Origin of the sequence: Niallia sp. RD1 (genome assembly GCF_024219955.1) — a bacterium.
GTDB classification, from domain to species: domain Bacteria; phylum Bacillota; class Bacilli; order Bacillales; family Cytobacillaceae; genus Niallia; species Niallia alba.
Genome location: NZ_CP100420.1, coordinates 1,598,552 through 1,616,544 on the forward strand (window position 1 = coordinate 1,598,552; position 17,993 = coordinate 1,616,544).

At 36.0% G+C, this 17,993-nt stretch carries 18 protein-coding genes and 1 pseudogene; 14 read left to right on the top strand and 5 right to left on the bottom strand.

Translation table 11 applies throughout. From position 1 onward, the window contains the following. Positions 1 to 127: 127 nt before the first annotated feature. Entirely contained in the window at positions 128 to 553 is a 426-nt protein-coding gene (locus NKG37_RS07610) for an SRPBCC family protein (protein ID WP_224428460.1), read from the bottom strand. A gap of 260 nt (positions 554 to 813) precedes the next feature. Between NKG37_RS07610 and NKG37_RS07615 the strand changes: the two genes are divergently transcribed. From NKG37_RS07615 to NKG37_RS07655, 9 genes and pseudogenes are all read left to right on the top strand, one after another. Beyond that, positions 814 to 1,704, top strand: coding sequence for a PDDEXK family nuclease (locus tag NKG37_RS07615; RefSeq protein ID WP_254416042.1), 891 nt, complete (start codon positions 814 to 816; stop codon positions 1,702 to 1,704). A 128-nt stretch (positions 1,705 to 1,832) separates the two neighbouring features. Next, positions 1,833 to 3,350 carry an SIR2 family NAD-dependent protein deacylase gene (locus tag NKG37_RS07620; RefSeq protein ID WP_254416043.1) on the top strand — a complete coding sequence of 506 codons (1,518 nt, stop codon included), beginning with the start codon at positions 1,833 to 1,835 and terminating at the stop codon, positions 3,348 to 3,350. A gap of 208 nt (positions 3,351 to 3,558) precedes the next feature. After that, positions 3,559 to 4,113 carry a CBO0543 family protein gene (locus tag NKG37_RS07625; RefSeq protein WP_224428577.1) on the top strand — a complete coding sequence of 185 codons (555 nt, stop codon included), beginning with the start codon at positions 3,559 to 3,561 and terminating at the stop codon, positions 4,111 to 4,113. Positions 4,114 to 4,917: 804 nt separating this feature from the next. Further along, positions 4,918 to 5,091 (top strand): annotated as a pseudogene (locus tag NKG37_RS07630) (DUF3885 domain-containing protein); the annotation flags it as partial. Positions 5,092 to 5,137: 46 nt separating this feature from the next. Then, complete coding sequence (locus NKG37_RS07635; RefSeq protein WP_016201438.1) at positions 5,138 to 5,605, top strand: hypothetical protein; 468 nt, start codon at positions 5,138 to 5,140, stop codon at positions 5,603 to 5,605. A 42-nt stretch (positions 5,606 to 5,647) separates the two neighbouring features. After that, positions 5,648 to 6,697 (top strand): iron-siderophore ABC transporter substrate-binding protein, encoded by a 1,050-nt coding sequence (locus tag NKG37_RS07640; RefSeq protein WP_101729126.1) that lies wholly within the window; start codon positions 5,648 to 5,650, stop codon positions 6,695 to 6,697. After that, positions 6,698 to 7,732, top strand: coding sequence for a FecCD family ABC transporter permease (locus NKG37_RS07645; protein ID WP_016201436.1), 1,035 nt, complete (start codon positions 6,698 to 6,700; stop codon positions 7,730 to 7,732). Then, positions 7,729 to 8,760: a FecCD family ABC transporter permease gene (locus NKG37_RS07650; protein WP_040342676.1), complete on the top strand. Its 1,032-nt coding sequence runs from the start codon at positions 7,729 to 7,731 to the stop codon at positions 8,758 to 8,760. Before NKG37_RS07645 ends, NKG37_RS07650 begins: the two co-directional genes overlap by 4 nt. Beyond that, positions 8,760 to 9,563 carry an ABC transporter ATP-binding protein gene (locus NKG37_RS07655; protein ID WP_016201434.1) on the top strand — a complete coding sequence of 268 codons (804 nt, stop codon included), beginning with the start codon at positions 8,760 to 8,762 and terminating at the stop codon, positions 9,561 to 9,563. The genes NKG37_RS07650 and NKG37_RS07655 overlap by 1 nt, the downstream gene beginning before the upstream one ends. Before the next feature lie 71 nt (positions 9,564 to 9,634). Here NKG37_RS07655 and scfB read toward each other — a convergent pair whose 3' ends face one another. Together scfB and scfA are read right to left on the bottom strand one after the other, a co-directional pair. After that, on the bottom strand, positions 9,635 to 11,044 hold the full coding sequence (gene scfB, locus NKG37_RS07660; protein ID WP_169187653.1) for a thioether cross-link-forming SCIFF peptide maturase: 1,410 nt from the start codon (positions 11,042 to 11,044) through the stop codon (positions 9,635 to 9,637). Between the two features lie 125 nt (positions 11,045 to 11,169). Then, entirely contained in the window at positions 11,170 to 11,319 is a 150-nt protein-coding gene (gene scfA, locus NKG37_RS07665) for a six-cysteine ranthipeptide SCIFF (RefSeq protein WP_016201432.1), read from the bottom strand. 370 nt (positions 11,320 to 11,689) lie between these two features. Between scfA and NKG37_RS07670 the strand changes: the two genes are divergently transcribed. Further along, positions 11,690 to 13,264: a DNA translocase FtsK 4TM domain-containing protein gene (locus tag NKG37_RS07670; protein ID WP_101729123.1), complete on the top strand. Its 1,575-nt coding sequence runs from the start codon at positions 11,690 to 11,692 to the stop codon at positions 13,262 to 13,264. A gap of 252 nt (positions 13,265 to 13,516) precedes the next feature. Further along, complete coding sequence (locus tag NKG37_RS07675; RefSeq protein WP_169187654.1) at positions 13,517 to 14,386, top strand: aminoglycoside 6-adenylyltransferase; 870 nt, start codon at positions 13,517 to 13,519, stop codon at positions 14,384 to 14,386. A 76-nt stretch (positions 14,387 to 14,462) separates the two neighbouring features. Here the strand turns inward: NKG37_RS07675 and NKG37_RS07680 are convergent, their stop codons facing one another. Beyond that, positions 14,463 to 14,939 (bottom strand): DsrE/DsrF/DrsH-like family protein, encoded by a 477-nt coding sequence (locus NKG37_RS07680; protein WP_016201429.1) that lies wholly within the window; start codon positions 14,937 to 14,939, stop codon positions 14,463 to 14,465. Between the two features lie 118 nt (positions 14,940 to 15,057). On the opposite strand from NKG37_RS07680, the gene NKG37_RS07685 reads away from it, so the two are divergent. From NKG37_RS07685 to brnQ, 3 genes are all read left to right on the top strand, one after another. Further along, a complete protein-coding gene (locus NKG37_RS07685; protein ID WP_101729121.1) occupies positions 15,058 to 15,546 on the top strand; it encodes a GNAT family N-acetyltransferase in 489 nt (162 codons plus the stop codon). Next, a complete protein-coding gene (locus tag NKG37_RS07690; protein ID WP_016201427.1) occupies positions 15,543 to 16,088 on the top strand; it encodes a GNAT family N-acetyltransferase in 546 nt (181 codons plus the stop codon). Before NKG37_RS07685 ends, NKG37_RS07690 begins: the two co-directional genes overlap by 4 nt. Before the next feature lie 101 nt (positions 16,089 to 16,189). Continuing rightward, positions 16,190 to 17,518, top strand: coding sequence for a branched-chain amino acid transport system II carrier protein (gene brnQ / locus NKG37_RS07695; RefSeq protein ID WP_169187655.1), 1,329 nt, complete (start codon positions 16,190 to 16,192; stop codon positions 17,516 to 17,518). Between the two features lie 59 nt (positions 17,519 to 17,577). Here brnQ and NKG37_RS07700 read toward each other — a convergent pair whose 3' ends face one another. Then, positions 17,578 to 17,916, bottom strand: a complete 339-nt coding sequence (locus NKG37_RS07700) for a Cif family virulence factor (RefSeq protein WP_169187656.1) — start codon at positions 17,914 to 17,916, stop codon at positions 17,578 to 17,580. Positions 17,917 to 17,993 lie beyond the last annotated feature (77 nt).

The following is a 17,993-nucleotide window of genomic DNA, read 5'->3' on the forward strand; positions in this document are numbered from 1 at the left end:
AGCGATAATCATAAAAATAAAAATGGTAGTATCGTGGTTATTGAATTATCATAACCACAGATACTCGCCACTAATTTATTTTGGTGACTTATAAAAGTGATAATTAGAGTATCTCTTCATTGCTTTTTTAAATGGTTGTTTGCTCTGAATATTTTTTGAAATTATCTAGAATCGCCTGCCATCCTTGTTGTTGTAACTCAATTGGATTCGTAGTTTCAGCATCAAAAGTTTCAATTACTTGGGTTTCGTTTTCATGACCTTTAAAAGTGATTATAACTTTTCTTCCATCACCCAGTGTATAAGCAATAACCTCGTGTAATTTTACTTCATCATATATTCCACCAAAATCGAAACCAAAACTGCCTTCTTTGGCTTCCATTCTTGAATGGAATTTCCCACCTGCTCTTAAATCATTCTCAGCAAATGGTGTGTGCCAGTCATCAGAAGCACTGCTCCATTTTGTTATATGAGTTGGCTCTGTCCAATATTTCCATACCTTTTCTATGGGTGCTTGAACTGTTGTTTCTACTGTTATTTTTTTAGATGTTTCCATTTAATTTCCCGCCTCACTTAATATGAATATTTTTTAAGCGATTTGTTCACAAAAGATGCATGACTATATTGTAGATGATTTCTAAAAGTTACGCTACATCTTCATTTTTACCACCCTTGTAATCCATTTCTTTCATTCCACAAACCTTATAATTAGCATCGGATTTTGAAACTGATATATACAACATATTTTAATTGCCAAATACGCAATTGATATGATAAATAGGATGGAAAGCAATACTTTAAAAGTGGAGGGAAGGAATGGAATATCAGGATTTTAGTCAAGAACAGAAATGGTATATAAACGGCGTTTTGGGAAAATATATGGATACTTATGTAAGGGACCATCTTATATGGACACCTGAACAAATGTATCATGATTTTATAGAATACTTAAGGTCTTTTCATAAAAAGGGATGGTATGGGAAACAATCTTATAAAAATGGGGTTTATTCCTTTCTAAATAAAGAAGAGGAACTCTGGATGGTTTCAGAAGATGCAGAGGAGTTTATACTGTCGAGGTTCCAAAAGAAATATGAAAAGAACTTCAAATTAGCAAGAAAAAAAGGTCCGTTAATCGATAGAGTAAGATTAGGGTATCGGTGGAATGAGGATCTTTTCTTCGATATAAACTATGGACTATATAAAGGTAGCCATAACTATAAAAAAACTGAAATTGTTGAAGGGGAGTCACTGATTCCTTGGACGGTTGAACATGTAAATACTGAATTGGCAGGCTATGATACAGATTTGCCCACTGTTTTGGAATCATTATCGACAAGCCCGATTGAAAAAATGTTTTATCAATATTGGCTTGATAATTATTATAAAAAGGACACTTCTTTTCCAGCCATTATTCCAGAGGTCTGTGGAACAAGGTCATTTTTTTGGGCTGAACAATGCAATGGGCATTATTATTTAAAATTATCTGATATACCAGATAAAGAAAGAAGAATGCACGATACAAATTCAACTAATATTAGATTCGATTTTCAAATATTAAATTGGTGTAAACAAAAAATGTTATTTGTAGAATTGGATGGTCATGAGTACCATAAAACAGTTGAACAGCGAAGTAAAGATGCAATTAAAAGGGCAAATTGCCACAAAGTATGGTTTTCAATTGAATGTAATGACAGGAACACAAATTAACAGGAATATAAAGGCCTGTTTCGATAGTATTCATGACTTCTTAACAATTGATTAACAGAAAAGTAAGCAGGAAACACAATCTTGCTTACTTTTGCCATTTTCTGATTAATAACAAGGGTGAAATAATTATGGATAAAATAATAAATGAATTGGCTGATTTGGCAGCCAAACATAAATTGGTTCCCTTCTTAGGGGCTGGGTGTTCAGTTCCACATTTGAAAGTTGATTGGGATACGATAAGGGACGGATTGGCAGAAGAACTATCTACTGATGAACAGGACCATTTAGTTGTGGCTCAGCAATATGTAGATACTTTTTCTAAAGAAAGATTTTGCGAATATTTAAGAACAAAATTGTTAATAGAGGATTTTTCTGATTCATTAGGTTTCGCACACTTAGCAATGATGAGTCTTGGAGTAGGGGTGCTTTATACTACTAATCAGGACAATATAATGGAAAAATGTTTTGAGAAATATGGCCGAGATTTAAAAGTAATAACAACCTTATCGGATTTAGCAAATTCTATGCCCGGTGATAGATTTTTTATTAAATTCCATGGGGATTTATACGTTCCGGATTCAATAGTGTTTACAGCAGGTGATTATGAAAACAGAATGGGATCAGTTGACCATTTTCTGAACATTAGATTAAGGTCTGACCTTCTTGCAAAACGGCTATTTTTTATAGGGTATAGCCTTCGGGATAAAAATATACAGGAAATTTTAAAGGAAATTGAAGTAGTCTTCAGAGGGAATATGCCTGTTTCATATATGCTTGCTTGGGAGTATAGTGATGAATTAGAGGAGCATTGTAAGCAGTATGGTATCAAGTTAATTGACCCCATGAAGGAATTCCCTGAAAGTAGAAGTAACCAAGAAGCATTCGAAAAATTTTTAAATGAATTTGTAACACAAACACTGATTAAAAAAACAGATAAGGAAATTAAAAGCATTTTTACACCTAATGTGCCTCAAACGCAAAAAGTTGTTTCACCATTAGAAATACAAGCCCTTAAACAGGTCATTAATGAGGAAGGTTTTATGCAGGGATGCCAAAAATTTCGGGCTATTATGGATTCTTCACTGATTCCAATAGATTTTGAAGAAAAAGTCCTCGAAATGTTTGAAACGCTTGCTCAAAAGTGTTCTAGCACTGAAGAATCAGATTATTTAAATGCCGCTGGTTCCCATTTGAATTTCTCAAAAGTAGAAAACCTTTTTGGGGTATTGGTTTTATTAATGACTACAGCAAATGCTAGAAAGAAGGGTAGTGGACCATTTGGTCAACTATATATGCATGTAAAGGGAATGCCTAAGGAAACTTATATAGGTGCTGTAGCGTTTGCGATAGAAAAGTTATTTTCATGGGAAAGACCAATAACGGATACCTTTAGGAGCCATGTCAGTACTTGGATGGATTACAGTCGAGATTTTAATGAATTTGACCATAAAACCCAAAGTTTTATCAAACATTGGATTGATGAGGCTTGGAAAGGGCAAACGATCTATGAGAATCCGATAAAAAGGCAGCAAAGACTTAATCAGTTAGGACATCCATTAATGGGGAAAAGTATGGATAGCAGTGACATTCTTTCAAGAATGATGAACTCATTACCGAAATCCTTTGGCAAGCCATATGAAGAATAAGTTCACCGAGCCCAAAAGAGAATACGTAGTCACCAACCAAGAAAGTAGTTAAATGTAATCTCCGCATGAAAACCGCATGGAAATTAAAACCAATGCGATTTTATTTTTGTACCGCTTATTTGTATACATATCTTTGCATATATCTTGAATTTTTTAATGGATATTAATGAACAATAATATGGTAAATTGCAACGAAGGGCTGAGGTATGTGGATAAAGGGAAGAAAATGAATGAAGTAGAGGACTTGTTCGAAAGTTTTCATCAACTCCATGAAAATTATGGTCGGCTTTGGTTGGATGAGACATTTCTCCAATGGGATTGGTGGCTGTCAGTTATATTATCAGTAGGAGCATGGGTATTCTGGATTTTCTATAGAAAAAAGGATAGTACCAATCGTCTATTATATGCAGGCATATTAGTAATTTTAATTTCGCTGTGTTTGGACTACATAGGTGTAGCAATGGGGTTATGGTATTATACGGGTAAACTTACTCCTTCTTTTCCTGCATGGCTTCCTTTTAATTTTTGTATGTTACCTGTAACAATCATGTTTTTAATTCAGACAAAGCCCCATATTTCAGCATGGAAGAAAGGATTGTTTTATGGAGCACTGGTCGCATATATCGGTGAACCTATTTTTGTATGGGCAGGCTTTTACGTTTTAACTGGATGGAAATATACATATTCGCTCCCAATATATGCTCTTATCTTCATTTTTGCAGATTGGCTGACGAAAAGAAAATCATTCTCTGATACAGTCTAAAAATAGTTAAAGGTTATGTTAATAAAAACAAGGAATCTAAAAGATGAAATGGAATTAAACTGTGTCAGGATTAATCATTCCCCTAAGATATTCCTGATTATTTAAAAATACGTTAGACAGTCTAAAATCTTTTGTGTACTCCTTTATATGTAAACCAAAAAGCCAGATAGTTATAAAGACTATTTGGCTTTTTGGTTTATTTATTACTTAAACGAGTCCCCCTAAGGTTTCCAATATTTAATACTAACCGATTCACTTATATAGTCCACGACCGCATAAATCCTTGAAGATGAATAGATTCACGCTATACTTTTATTAAATAACAATTTGAGGTGGCACTTTGGAAGGGATAAACATTTATAAAAGGTCAGACGGTTCTTAAAAAGAGTCGTTAAAAGAAATGGATAATGGTAGTGTCAAAAGTTCTATGAAAACTCACTGATCTCTTCCAGTGATTGGGTGGTGAAGCCACGCAATCGCCCTTGACAAACACGCCAAACAGAGGGGGTAGAAGTAATGAAATTAAAAGAATATATCCAGATATATTTCAGTTTGTCGACAAAATGATTTTTAAAAAGTTAAATAGAATTTTTATGCGTTGCTTGTAGTGGAAGGGGTGAGACTCCTGTGGGATTAGCGAGACAGCTGAGACCCTGCAGGCTGTAAGCCGAAGCGGCTCAGCGCGAGCCCCACGGAAAGCGAACCCCTGGAGCGGAAAGCAACATCCCATTCAAAGGGACTAATAAATATACTATATACAAACTTTTATTTTAAAATTCAGGAGTTTGTCTACAGTCTGGAATATATCCAGATATATTTTTTATTAATGTCACAAAAAGTATTATCCTTTATATTTTTGATGATAGAGGGTGTGAAGTTATCGCAAGAGACATAGAAACATTACGTCCGATCTATTACAAATACAGGGATTTGGTGGATGAATGCTGTCTAGAAAAAGTAGAAAAACAGTTTAAGTAATTATTTCGACGAATAATCAGCACTTACGAAAACAAGGGGGAGTCGTATGAGAAAAATTGGTGGTATAGTAATCATTATTATTAGTTTGGTACTTGCTCTTAGCAGTGCTTTAAACTTTCAAGAGGATATTATTTTTGCCAATATACTGTTATGGGTTATTAGTCTTCCTCTCTATATCAGTGGCCAAATAATGAAAACGTCAAAGTCTGAATTTAAACATCGAGGAAAGCGATGGATATTCATTTATCTATTTTTCTTTTTTATCCTCCCTTTATTGGTCTATTTACATGTAAGTTATCAAGATTTTAAGGAAAGTATATTTGTAGATGATCAGTTTATTATCTATGAATCCGCATCAAGTAAACTAGGAGTTATATCACTTGTTGGTTTTATTATTCTTATCTTCCTATGTGCTGGTCGATTTCTTAATCCAGGATTAGAACGAAAGGGATTATTAAATGTCATCATTTATTTTGTAATTGACAGAAAAATAAAAAACAAGTATTATAATTGAGAATGATAATCATTATAAAAATAGAAAAAGAGGGACATACATATGTTTAAAAAACAAAGAAAGCCATTTATTCATATTTTATTATTCTCAATTGTAGCAATCCTTTTATTAGCGGGTTGTTCAAGTCAGTCAACACCTAAATCAGATGAAACAAAATCAGATGATTCAAATACAGATTCTCAATATCCAATAACTATCAAACATGCGTTTGGTGAGACAGTAATTGAGGAGAAGCCTGAACGTGTTGCTACTATTGCATGGTCCAATCATGATGTTGCACTTGCTCTTGGGGTTGTACCTGTAGGTTTCTCAGCAGCAAACTACGGAGTGCAAGATGAAAGCGGTATGTTACCTTGGACGAAAGCGAAAATAGAAGAATTAGGGGAAACAAATCCGAATATTTTTCAAGATACAGATGGTTTAGACTTTGAAGCGATTGCTGATTCTAATCCAGATGTTATTCTTGCAGCATATTCAGGTATTACGCAAGAAGAATATGATACATTAAGTGAAATTGCTCCAGTTGTTGCTTATCAAGAAAATCCTTGGGTAGCAACTTGGCGTGAACAAGTAACATACAATTCTATGGGAATGGGTATGGAAGAAGAAGGAAAACAGCTTATTGCGGATACAGAAAAATTAATTGCAGATAAAGCAAGTGCACACCCTGGAATTAAGGGGAAAAAAGCAGCATTTGTAAGTGTCAATGGTGCTGATTTATCTAAGTTTTACATCTACACACCAGCAGATCCACGTGGTGAATTCTTGACAGAATTAGGAATGGAATATCCGGAAAGTATTACAAGTCAAATTACTGATCCAACTAGCTTCTATTTGGAAGTAAGTGCTGAAAATGCAGATATACTAAACGATGTAGATATTTTTGTATCATATGGAAATGATCAAACACTTGCTGCTTTACAGGCTGATCCGATTTATGGAAAGATTCCTGCTGTAGAGAGAGGATCTGTTGTTATTATTGAGGATAATACTCCACTTGCAGCAGCAGGAACTCCAAGTACACTTTCTATTGAATACTCTATCGATGAGTACTTAACTTTACTCTCAGAAGCTGTAAGCAAAGTGAAATAAATGGAACATACATCCGTTTTAAAAAATAAGCAGTTAGTAATTCCGAGAAGATTTATTAGCGTATTAATACTTTCAATTGTCTTACTCGGTATAAGTATATTGGTGTCTCTTGCTTTTGGGTCTCGTACTGTTGGATGGAACGAAATAATGGATGGTTTATTCCATCCTGATGTCCAGTCACACGGAGCAAATGTTGTTCGCCAAAGAATTGCTAGAACTGTTTTTAGTCTTATGTGTGGTGCTGCATTAGGAGTTTCTGGGGCTCTTATGCAGTCCGTCACACGTAACCCTATTGCAGATCCTAGCATATTAGGAGTAAACACAGGTGCGGCACTATTCGTCGTTTGTGGAATATCCTTTTTTCATATTGGTACTGCTAGTCAATACATTTGGTTTGCATTAGCAGGAGCAATCTTAACTGCCATTTTTGTATTCGGAATTGGTTCGATGGGGAGTGGCGGTGCCACCCCCCTTAAACTCGTTTTAGCTGGGGCGGCGACAAGTGCAGCATTATCCTCTCTTGTAATGGCAATTATGATCCCGCGCTCAAATGTGATGGATCAATTTAGATTTTGGCAGGTAGGCAGCGTTGGTTCTGGAAATTGGAACTCTATCTCTATTTTTATTCCTTTTCTTATCGTCGGTATTCTAATAGCCTTGTTTTCCGCTCCAGCCCTAAATGCTTTAGCGTTAGGGGATGAAGTTGCTACAGGATTAGGTGTACGTACTGGTACACTTAGACTTATCGCAGCATTTGGAGGAGTACTATTATGTGGTGCGGCAACAGCACTAGCAGGCCCAATTGGTTTTATTGGATTACTTGCAACCCATGTGATTCGTCTCATTATTGGTCCTGATTTGCGCTACATTATTCCGATGTCCGCTGTAGCAGGAGCTATTATATTAACTATTTCAGATGTATGTGGCCGAATCATCGGAAGTCCTGGTGAACTTGAAGTGGGAGTAGTTACTGCTTTTATTGGTGCTCCTATTTTAATCTTAATAACTATGAAAGCGAAAATGCGTACGTTATGATGAATGAATCAATGAATCTTATTATGGTAGGTAGATTAAAAAGACGTCGTCGTTTTATACTTGTGACTTGCCTCCTAGCAATTATTTCTTTTGCGCTATGCTGGACGATGCTTATGTTAGGAAACACTATATATCCTGTTTCAGATGTAATCAGTGTTTTACTAGGTGAGCAAGTAAAAGGAGCCTCCTTTGCAGTGGGAACCATCCGTTTTCCAAGAATGGTTGCAGGTGTTTTTGCTGGCTTTGCATTTGGTATCTCTGGATATGTGTTTCAAACGATGCTTCGTAATCCGTTAGCAAACCCAAATGTTATCGGAATAACAACTGGTTCAAGTGCTGCTGCTGTATTTTGCATCATTGTGCTTCATGCAAGTAGTACTTTTGTTTCGATTGCCTCTATTATCGGCGGACTAGTCACAGTAATTGTTATTTTTCTATTGTCAAAAGGTTCTTCTTTTTCGATTGGTAGATTAATATTAATAGGAATTGGAATACAAGCAATGCTCAATGCGGTAATATCCTATCTATTGCTTATCGGCCAACATCATGATGTACCTACAGCCATGAGATGGTTAAGTGGTAGTTTAAATGGAGCTAAAATGGAGAATGTTTATCCACTTATTATTGCTGTCCTTCTCTTTGCTCCAATTATCATCTTACTTGGCAAGCGATTAGATATGTTAGAACTTGGTGAGCAAACTGCAACTTCCCTTGGAATTCATACAGATAGGACAAGGCTAATATTGATAATCAGCTCTGTACTTATTATTGCGCTGGCTACTGCTACAACAGGACCCATTGCATTTGTTGCTTTCCTTTCTGGACCTATCGCCAAAAGACTAGTTGGTATTGGTTTTTCTAGTGTTATTCCAGCAGGTCTTGTGGGGATCATTTTAGTTTTAGCATCGGATCTTATTGGCCAGTTTGCGTTCGTTGCTAGATATCCAGTAGGTGTTATTACTGGTATTCTAGGTGCTCCGTACTTAATTATGCTATTAATTCGAATGAATCGAAGGGAAGAATTGTAATGGAAAAGATACATGAATTTCGAGCTGAAAAGTTAACATCTGGCTATGAAAATAAAATGATATTACAAGACATTGAGCTTGAAATTCCGAGTAATAAAATCAGTGTTATTATTGGAGCAAACGGTTGTGGAAAATCCACTCTCTTAAAAACGCTATCGAATCTTATTAAATCTTCGTCTGGTAACATAACACTGGACGGAAAATCGATTAGCAAATTTCCACCAAAGCAATTAGCACGGATTCTCGGTATTTTACCTCAATCTCCTATTGTGCCAGAAGGAATAACAGTAGCAGATTTAGTTGGTCGTGGGCGTTTTCCTCATCAGGCCTTATTTAGTGGTTGGTCCAAGAAAGATTATGAAGCAGTTGCGGAAGCAATGGAAATTATGAAGATAACAGAATTTGCTAATCGTGATATCGATGAGCTATCAGGTGGCCAAAGGCAACGTGTTTGGATTGCAATGGCTTTAGCGCAACAAACGGATATTCTATTTCTTGATGAGCCGACAACGTTTCTAGATATAACGTATCAAATAGAAATATTAGATTTGCTAACAGACCTTAATCGCAAATATGGTACGACCATTGTGATGGTTCTCCATGATATTAACCTGTCCGCCCGTTATGCAGATTATATTTTTGCACTTGAGAAAGGTAAACTTGTTGGAGAAGGAAAACCGGTAGATATTATTACAAGTACATTGGTAAAAGATATTTTTGGTCTTAATTGCACGGTGATTAATGATCCTGTTTCAGGTACTCCTTTAGTTGTGCCTCGAGGAAGATACCATGTTAATGTTTAGTAGAATAAGATTTAGATAGTTAATGGATATAAAGCCTGCCTCTATAGAAATAGAGGCAGAATTAATATGGATTATTCTTCTGTTAATGCATATTCTGATTCTTCCATTGCTCGCAGCGTTTCAGCAACTTTCACCATCATGGAACATTCGACTCGTTTACGGAAAATATCGCAACTAAAGTCATGCGTGCCTTGTAAAGAACCAGTTGCATGTAGTGTGTTTGCAGGGCAGCCTCCACTACAGTAAAGCTTTGCCCAGCACTTTTGACATTCTTCCTTTGAATAACAATTATTTTCTTTAAACTGACATTGCAGTTCCGGCTTGGTGATGCCAGCCCATACATTGCCCATACTAAATTCTTTATCACCAACAAACTGATGACAAGGAAAGAGTTCTCCCCATGGAGTGACAGCTAAATACTCGGTTCCAGAACCACAGCCAGATATTCTTTTTTGAATGCAAGGGCCTTCAGAAAGATCCAGCATATAATGGTAAAAGGTAAAGCTGTTTCCATTTTTTCCGAGGTTTAGCATTTCTTTAGCTAGCACTTCATATTGATGGTAAATTTCCGGAAGGTCTGCTTCTGTTAATGCATAAGGTTCTGATGAATCACAAATAACTGGTTCCATCGATAGTTTATCAAATCCAAGATCTGCTATATGAAAAATATCATTGGTGAAATCAAGATTGTTATGGGTATAAGTTCCGCGAATATAGTATTCTTTATCCCCACGTTTTTCAACAAAGCGCTTAAATTTCGGGATGATATAATCATAGCTCCCTTTGTTATTAACCGTTTTTCGGAGATGATCATGAACTTCTTTTCTTCCATCCAGGCTAAGCACAACATTATCCATTTCCTTATTTAAAAAGTCAGTCACTTCATCATTCAATAACATGCCATTGGTTGTAAAGGTAAAACGGAACTTTTTATGATATTCTGCTTCTTTACTCCTAGCGTAATGGACAATATCTTTTACGACTTTCCATGCCATCAGTGGTTCTCCGCCGAAGAAATCAATATCAAGATTTCGATGGTGCCCAGAATTCTCTAAAAGAAAATCAATGGCACTTTTTCCAACTTGGTAGCTCATGAGGGCTCTTTCTCCATTGTATTTCCCTTGGCTCGCGAAACAGTAATCACAGGATAAATTACAAGTGTGGGCAACATTGAGGCAGAGTGCCTTTACGTATGTACGTCGCTTTTTTAAATGGATAGATAAATCTCTATATTCATCCTCTGTAAACAGCTGCCCTGTAGTTTTTAAGTGTTCTATATCCTCGATTGTCTCGAAAATTGCTTTTTCTGAGATGGTAGGGTCAGCGGTATACTTGTTAAGTAGGCCATCAATAATATCTTTAGTAGATGTCGTCTCATAAAGAGCAATGATTTCATAGGCAAGATCATCAACAACATGAACCGAACCACTATAAGTATCCATCACAATATTGTATCCATTAAGTTTATACTGATGAATCATTTGAAAATAAGCTCCTTTTGCTTATGTAGTTAGTTTAATTTTCACGGTGATATTCGGATTTCAACCAATGGGGAATGAGATATTCCCCATTGAATAAAGGTAGTTCTTGGTAGACAATGGGCAGTCTATCGGTTCCAAGGGTTCTCGCATTTTTGATTAGCAATTCCACAAGAAGTTTTGCAAGCTGATTGGCAGGAAGTTTGGCATTCCCCACAGCCACCATATTTTACGGTATCATTAAGTTTACGAGTGCTTAATGTAATAATTCTCTTCATTTATTTGCACCTTCTTTCTAACATATTAATGATGCAAAAGTTATTATTGTGAATTTATTCACAAACTTTTACATCCTGTATTTTAACAAGACCTGATTAGGTCGTCAAATCATGAGAAGCTCAGCTATTGTCGATTTATCCCACTCTTAACGGACAGCAAGATTCCCTCCTCAAGCTTATGAGTATACGAGGAAGATAGGTGGGAGATCAACTATCCGTAAAGGTCAGATTGTCAGCTAACCATCAGTGGGGAGGAAGGAAAACCCCTCTAATGGATAAAATAATATAGCATATTTTGTCAGAAAATATGCTATTATTATTTTATTCGCAATACAATGAGAATTAATTTGAAACAGCATGGGGGAGTAGGATGAAGACCTGGATACTACAAAAACTATATTGGATCATACCAGTTGTGCTGATTTTATTAGGACTGTTTTTATTATTTGTCGAAAATTTTTCTAAGGTTACAGCACAACCAGAACCAGATTGGAGTAGAGGATTATTAGTTGGGAAATCTCAAGTAAATAAATTACCAGCAATAATAGAAACAAAGGATGGTCATTACTTGTTCTCCTTTTTTCAGGAAAATAAATTGCATACCGTGACCATGAACAAGGAGTTTCAGATAGCGGAAGAGAAGAATTATGATATACCTGTAGACAAATGGACGCAAATATATCAGGGAAATAATCAGCTTATTTATTTTGACTATAAAAATATTTTTGACCAAGATAAGACGCAATTGGTTGCAGATGTAGAGGCGTTCTTTCCGTTACGGACGACCATTCTTTATGTAAAAGAAAACAAGCTTTTTCAATTAAATCCTGAAACAAAAAAATCATCGGAAATAATGGCGATTGATTTAGAGAAAGAAAAGGTATCGATAGAGGAAAAGGAGGATGGTATTCACCTTCTGTTATTTGCAAAGGCAAAAGGTAATGTAGATCTCACTTTATATCGTATTGAAAATGGGAAGATCAATCGTTTATATAACACAAAAGTAAAGGTCGATCCTGGCAAAATAGTGAATAATATTTCCTTTACTTTTGAGGAGCAAAAGCTGGCATTATTGCTTCAGGAAGAACTGGAATTAACGCAAGGAAAACCAGAGTATTTCAACTATTTTGCTGAAATTGATATAACAAAAGGACAACAACCTGAACAGTATGAATTAAAGTTTGAGGATCCTGCGATAGAAAGCGGCAAGTTAACGGAAATTTCGGATATTGCTTTTACATATAGAGATGGAAAGCCACGTCTTTTATTTAAGGCGAATGGTTTTACAGAAACAAAATATAATGAGAAAAAGGGCTTCAATATTTATGAAGCGGAAATAGGTGAGGAAGGTAAAACAAAGTCAGAACGACGCAGTAACACAGCTGCTATTTCCACTATTCCTCAATGGTTAAATGAGGATACAGTTGCGTGGATGGATCTTGATGGAGCTGGCAATAAAGTTTATGTTTCTTCCAATGAGCTGGCAAAGATAAACAAACAAATTAAACATACATCTGAAGATTGGTTACAGGCATTTGGAAAGACATTTGGAATGATTTCGACTTCCTTCTTTGCCTTTGCGCTTTCCTTCATTTGGTTAATATGGCCAATTTTATTTGTCCTATTTATGTATGTATTTTTTAGTAGAACAGTAGATTATGATCGACCTTGGATTTTTCATACAGGTATCGGGGTCTATTTAATTGCAGCTGTCCTATTTAAGGATCGTTTCTTTGTGCCCAATATTTTATCAAGTGCGCCTGGGTATTTAACATTTACGGGGAGTACCTATTTCTACCTCTTTTTAATTGCGGTTATTGCTTATTTCTTAGCTATAATGACAAAAAGAGTGAATGAATGGATAGGTGCTCCGAGGATTATCTATTTTGTTGGGGTACATATTATTTTGTTAACTATATTATTTGGACCATATATTATTTATTAGAAGGAGCAATTGCCGGTGAACCTTTTAGAACATTTTATCCCACTCTTAACGGACAGTAATACTCCTCTCTCAAGGAAGAAAGGTAGGAGCTCAACTGTCCGTAAAGGTCCGATTGGTTCAACTAACTATCAGTGGGGGAGGAGGGAAAACCACCACTGATGGAAGTTTCACTTTATATAACAAGATACTATTTGGATTCGTGTGCCGCCAATTATTAGAAAAAAACGATTAAACATAATTGGAGGAGATAAGATGCGAACAGAGCAACAGATGCTAGATTTAGTGTTAAAAGTAGCGAATGAGGATAATAGAGTGAGAGCTGTTTGTATGAATGGCTCAAGAACAAATCTGAATGTACCGAAAGATGCTTTTCAAGATTTCGATATTGTTTATATAGTAGATGATATGCAGTCATTTTTGGCTGAACCAGATTGGATTGATGTTTTTGGTGAAAAAATCATCATGCAAACACCAGAAGATTTCTCGCTTTTTCCAGCAGAGCTTGGTGGAAGATTCACCTATCTTATGTTATTTACAGATGGCAATCGGATAGATTTAATGCTTATTCCAATTGAAGAGAAGGAGAAATACTGTCAAGAGGATGGACTGACAATTGTTTTGTTCGATAAAGATGGTAGTCTTCCTTATGTGCCACCTAGTACAGATAAGGATTATTGGGTAAAAAAGCCGACAGCCGAACAGTTTGCTGATTGCTTTAATGAATTTTGGTGGGTCTCTACCTATGTAGTCAAAGGGTTATGGAGACAAGAGATCCTTTATGCGATTGACCATATGAATATTGTAAGAGCGATGCTGTTAAAAATGCTGGAATGGAAGGCTGGCATCGAAACAGATTTTTCACTTAGTGTAGGTAAAAACAGTAAGTATTTAAAGCGATATATGGATGAGCAAACGTGGCAGAAACTCATGGATACCTACCCGAGTGGAGAGTATAATCAAGTCTGGGAAGCGTTATTTTCGATGACAGCATTATTTGAGGAAACAGGATTAGAAGTCGGAAAGCAGTTGAGTTATCGTTATTCAATAAAAGAGGCAGAAAAGGTGAAAAGCTATTTAAAACATGTCCGTACGTTGCATCCTAATGCAACAGAGATATATTAAGGGTTTTTTGGGCGGTTCTTTTGCATCAGCAGATTAACCGCCCTTTTCACTCGCGTAGTAATGGGTGTCTTAATTTTTAAATAAAAAGCTGAATATCTGATTTCAAAGCATCCTCCAGATAGACCTTGGCATCGACAATTTCGACTTCTGGATAAAACTCTTCTTGCTTAAATCCGAGTATATCAACAGATAGTTTGCAGGCAAGAAACTTTACTTGTTTCTTTCGTGCACCTTTTAAGAAGGCTATCAATGGCGGGGCATCTTCATCTTCAAGCATTTCTTTCATCATTGCTTTACCTAGACCAGCATAATTCATTTTAGATAAAGGAAGTTGCTCAATGTCTTTGGGAGTGAGAGTACTAAACATTTTTTCATAGAGTGACTTGCCTTCCATATCGATTTTTTCTGGGTCTCTAAGCAATAAGAGCCCCCAAAAGGTGAAAAACATTGTTACTTCGATATTTATTTCCCGGGCACTATTGGCCAAGATTAAACCAGCCATTGCTTTATCATAATCACCACTGAACATTAACAAATTTAATCTTTTTTCCATTGAATAATCCCTTCTTTGTTTTAGAATATCCTTAGCTTTTTTTAAAATGATGTTTGATATGCGGACTTCACTAGATTGTCATAATTCCGGAACGGAAGATGAATAAACTATTAAGGGGATGATTAGGATGTTGTATCGAAAATTTACTGTAAATGATTTTGAGTTATATTTTCAGCTAGTATCTGATAAACGAGTGATGGCACAGATTACAGAGCGAGCCATTCCATTAGAAGAAGCAAAAGCGAACTTCGAGAAGTTAGTAACTCGCAATGAAAGGGATCATGTCTTTGGGTCATATGCCTTTTTTCAACCAGAAACAGAAGTGTTTATTGGGCTTGGGCATTTGACTTTAGACGAACAAAAGTCTGATGAGGCAGAACTTGGCTATATGCTTTTGCCAGAACAATGGGGAAAGGGATATGGCAGTACGATTGCGGGGATATTAATGTCATTAATGGAGCAAACAAATGTAAGGGTTATAAAAGCCATTATAGATCCGGCTAACAAGGCTTCGAGAAAAATATTAATGAATAAAGGCTTTTCTTCAGATTGGGTGGGGGAGATGGATGGCTTACCAGGAGAGATTTTGAAGAAGGAACTAAGATGATACCTATTACAATTAAAAGACCAACAATAGACGATGTTGATTTATTGCATGATTTTTTCAAGCTTGTAATAACGGATACCTTTCAGAAAGAAGGGATAAAAGATCAAACGGGGGATTTACTTGCCGAAATAGAAACGAAGAAACGTTATCTTGCAATCGATTTGGAAAGCAACGGGGAGGAACGGTATTTTTTAATTGCTAAACTAGAGGATTTAATAATTGGTACAATTGAATTCGGTCCTTCTAGTGCGCTTATTTGTCAATGTACCAACGATCAATTAAAAGATGTAAAGGAAGTAGGTACGATATTTGTACACCCACACTATCAACAAAGAGGCATTGGAAGTCTTCTATTGAAGGAAATTTATAAGGAGATGGATAAAAGAGGAGTAGAGGCATTCTGCTTAGATAGCGGTTATGTTCATGCACAGCTTGTTTGGAAAAAGAAGTTTGGAACTCCTGACTATATCTTTAAGGATTATTGGGATATAGGGTATGACCATATGATTTGGAAGTTAAGTATACGGGAAGTTAGGAAATAAGAAGGTTGTTTTTAGAATATTCATTAAAAAGTGGTTGAGAACTTTTGATGATTCCCGTATTATCTAATTTATATGCATTTTTATGAAGGAGTATTAGAACTATGCAATCAAGAATTTCTTTATCAACGTATGCTCTAATTGGGACGATGCTTTTCGGTATGTTTTTTGGAGCAGGCAATTTAATTTTTCCTATTCAGCTTGGACAGCTTGCTGGAACAAATTTCTGGCTTGCGCTAGCTGGTTTTTTAGTTACGGCAATTGGCCTTCCGTTTCTCGGGATATTAGCAATTGGATTATCAGGGAGTAATGGGGTACGTGAGCTTTCGAATCGGGTTCATCCAGTATTCGGCTTTCTATTTTCTCTCTTTCTTTACTTAACGATTGGCCCATTTTTTGCTATTCCACGCACAGCAACGGTTCCATTTGCTGTAGGGATTGAACCATATGTAGGGGATGGACATATCGCTCTATTTTTGGCTATTTTTAGTTTTCTTTTCTTTTTACTGGTTTACTATTTTTCATTAAATCCAGCAAAAATTATGGATGTGATAGGAAAATATTTAACGCCTGCTTTTTTACTGTTTTTATTTCTATTAATAATTATAAGCCTTGTTCGTCCAATGGGGAGTTTTCAAGAGCCGCAAGGAACTTATCTAAATAATGCTTTTATGACAGGGTTTAAAGAAGGATACAATACGATGGATGCTCTAGCATCTCTTGCTTTTGGGATTGTTGTTATTAATGCAATTAAAGCGAAAGGGATTAGTGATGTAAAAAGTATTGCTAAAACGACATGGAAATCAGGAATATTTGCTATGTTGTTAATGATGCTGATTTACGGATTTATCACATATATGGGGTCTTCAAGTGTACAAGCTGTGGGAATGTTTGAAAATGGCGGGCTCATCTTTGCAGCTGTTGCTAAACACTATTTTGGATCTTTCGGTGGAATTTTGCTCGCAATTATTATTGTACTTGCATGTTTAAAAACAAGCATAGGACTGATAACGTCTTGTAGTGAATTTTTTCATGAAGCATTTCCGAAGATTAGCTATAAAAGCTTTGTGTTTATCCTATGTGCAGTTTCTTTCTTATTTGCAAATCTAGGCTTAAACAAAATTATTCAATTTGCTGTACCTGTGCTTATGTTTTTATATCCTTTAGCAATTGTGCTTATCGTACTTGCACTTGTTTCTCCATTATTCAAAGGAAAGCAGAGTGTGTACTTAATGGCGATGGTATTAACGTTTTTTGTAAGTATACTGGATGGTTATCAGGCACTTGTTAAGAGTATGCCAGAAGCTAAGCTTATGTTCTTTAATCAGATTGGGGCATTTTACGAGAACATACTCCCATTTTACGATCTAGGATTAGGCTGGATAGTACCCGCACTTGTCGGTGCAGTGATTGGGTATTTTATTCATAAATAGGACGCAGAGGGGCGGTTCGCCTGCTTCCCTTTTTGGGGGGCGGAAGAACCGTCCTCTGCTTATTCTAAATCAGCTTCTAAATTTGCAATAAATCCAGAGGAGTTAAGGGTGAATTTAAATAGCCCGTTAATTTCTTCACCTGGGAAATTACCTGTGAATAAGACTTTCATGTCGATAATATTTTCAGATGTGGTATATGTTAATACTTTTGTTTGTGTTTGGTAATTGATGAAGTATGTTTCAAAGTAATGCTGAATTTCCTTTTTTCCAACGAGCGCTTTTCCTAATGAGTCTTCCTTGATAATAGCATCCTCAGAAAATGTTGCTAAGTATCCTTGAGTATCGTAGTTATTTGACACATTGATATAGTCAGATATGATTTGGGGAAGTTTATCCATAGTGTTGAAACCTCACTTTTCAAAATAGTATTTTGCTTTGTGTACATGGTCTACTTTAACCCCCAATACCTGACAAC

Bases quoted from the DNA above. Each gene is read 5' to 3' on its own strand.
- NKG37_RS07610 (WP_224428460.1), bottom strand. From the start codon at position 553: ATGGAAACATCTAAAAAAATAACAGTAGAAACAACAGTTCAAGCACCC.
- NKG37_RS07615 (WP_254416042.1), top strand. From the start codon at position 814: ATGGAATATCAGGATTTTAGTCAAGAACAGAAATGGTATATAAACGGC.
- NKG37_RS07620 (WP_254416043.1), top strand. From the start codon at position 1,833: ATGGATAAAATAATAAATGAATTGGCTGATTTGGCAGCCAAACATAAA.
- NKG37_RS07635 (WP_016201438.1), top strand. From the start codon at position 5,138: ATGAGAAAAATTGGTGGTATAGTAATCATTATTATTAGTTTGGTACTT.
- NKG37_RS07640 (WP_101729126.1), top strand. From the start codon at position 5,648: ATGTTTAAAAAACAAAGAAAGCCATTTATTCATATTTTATTATTCTCA.
- NKG37_RS07645 (WP_016201436.1), top strand. From the start codon at position 6,698: ATGGAACATACATCCGTTTTAAAAAATAAGCAGTTAGTAATTCCGAGA.
- NKG37_RS07650 (WP_040342676.1), top strand. From the start codon at position 7,729: ATGATGAATGAATCAATGAATCTTATTATGGTAGGTAGATTAAAAAGA.
- NKG37_RS07655 (WP_016201434.1), top strand. From the start codon at position 8,760: ATGGAAAAGATACATGAATTTCGAGCTGAAAAGTTAACATCTGGCTAT.
- scfB (WP_169187653.1), bottom strand. From the start codon at position 11,044: ATGATTCATCAGTATAAACTTAATGGATACAATATTGTGATGGATACT.
- scfA (WP_016201432.1), bottom strand. From the start codon at position 11,319: ATGAAGAGAATTATTACATTAAGCACTCGTAAACTTAATGATACCGTA.
- NKG37_RS07670 (WP_101729123.1), top strand. From the start codon at position 11,690: ATGAAGACCTGGATACTACAAAAACTATATTGGATCATACCAGTTGTG.
- NKG37_RS07675 (WP_169187654.1), top strand. From the start codon at position 13,517: ATGCGAACAGAGCAACAGATGCTAGATTTAGTGTTAAAAGTAGCGAAT.
- NKG37_RS07680 (WP_016201429.1), bottom strand. From the start codon at position 14,939: ATGGAAAAAAGATTAAATTTGTTAATGTTCAGTGGTGATTATGATAAA.
- NKG37_RS07685 (WP_101729121.1), top strand. From the start codon at position 15,058: ATGATTAGGATGTTGTATCGAAAATTTACTGTAAATGATTTTGAGTTA.
- NKG37_RS07690 (WP_016201427.1), top strand. From the start codon at position 15,543: ATGATACCTATTACAATTAAAAGACCAACAATAGACGATGTTGATTTA.
- brnQ (WP_169187655.1), top strand. From the start codon at position 16,190: ATGCAATCAAGAATTTCTTTATCAACGTATGCTCTAATTGGGACGATG.
- NKG37_RS07700 (WP_169187656.1), bottom strand. From the start codon at position 17,916: ATGGATAAACTTCCCCAAATCATATCTGACTATATCAATGTGTCAAAT.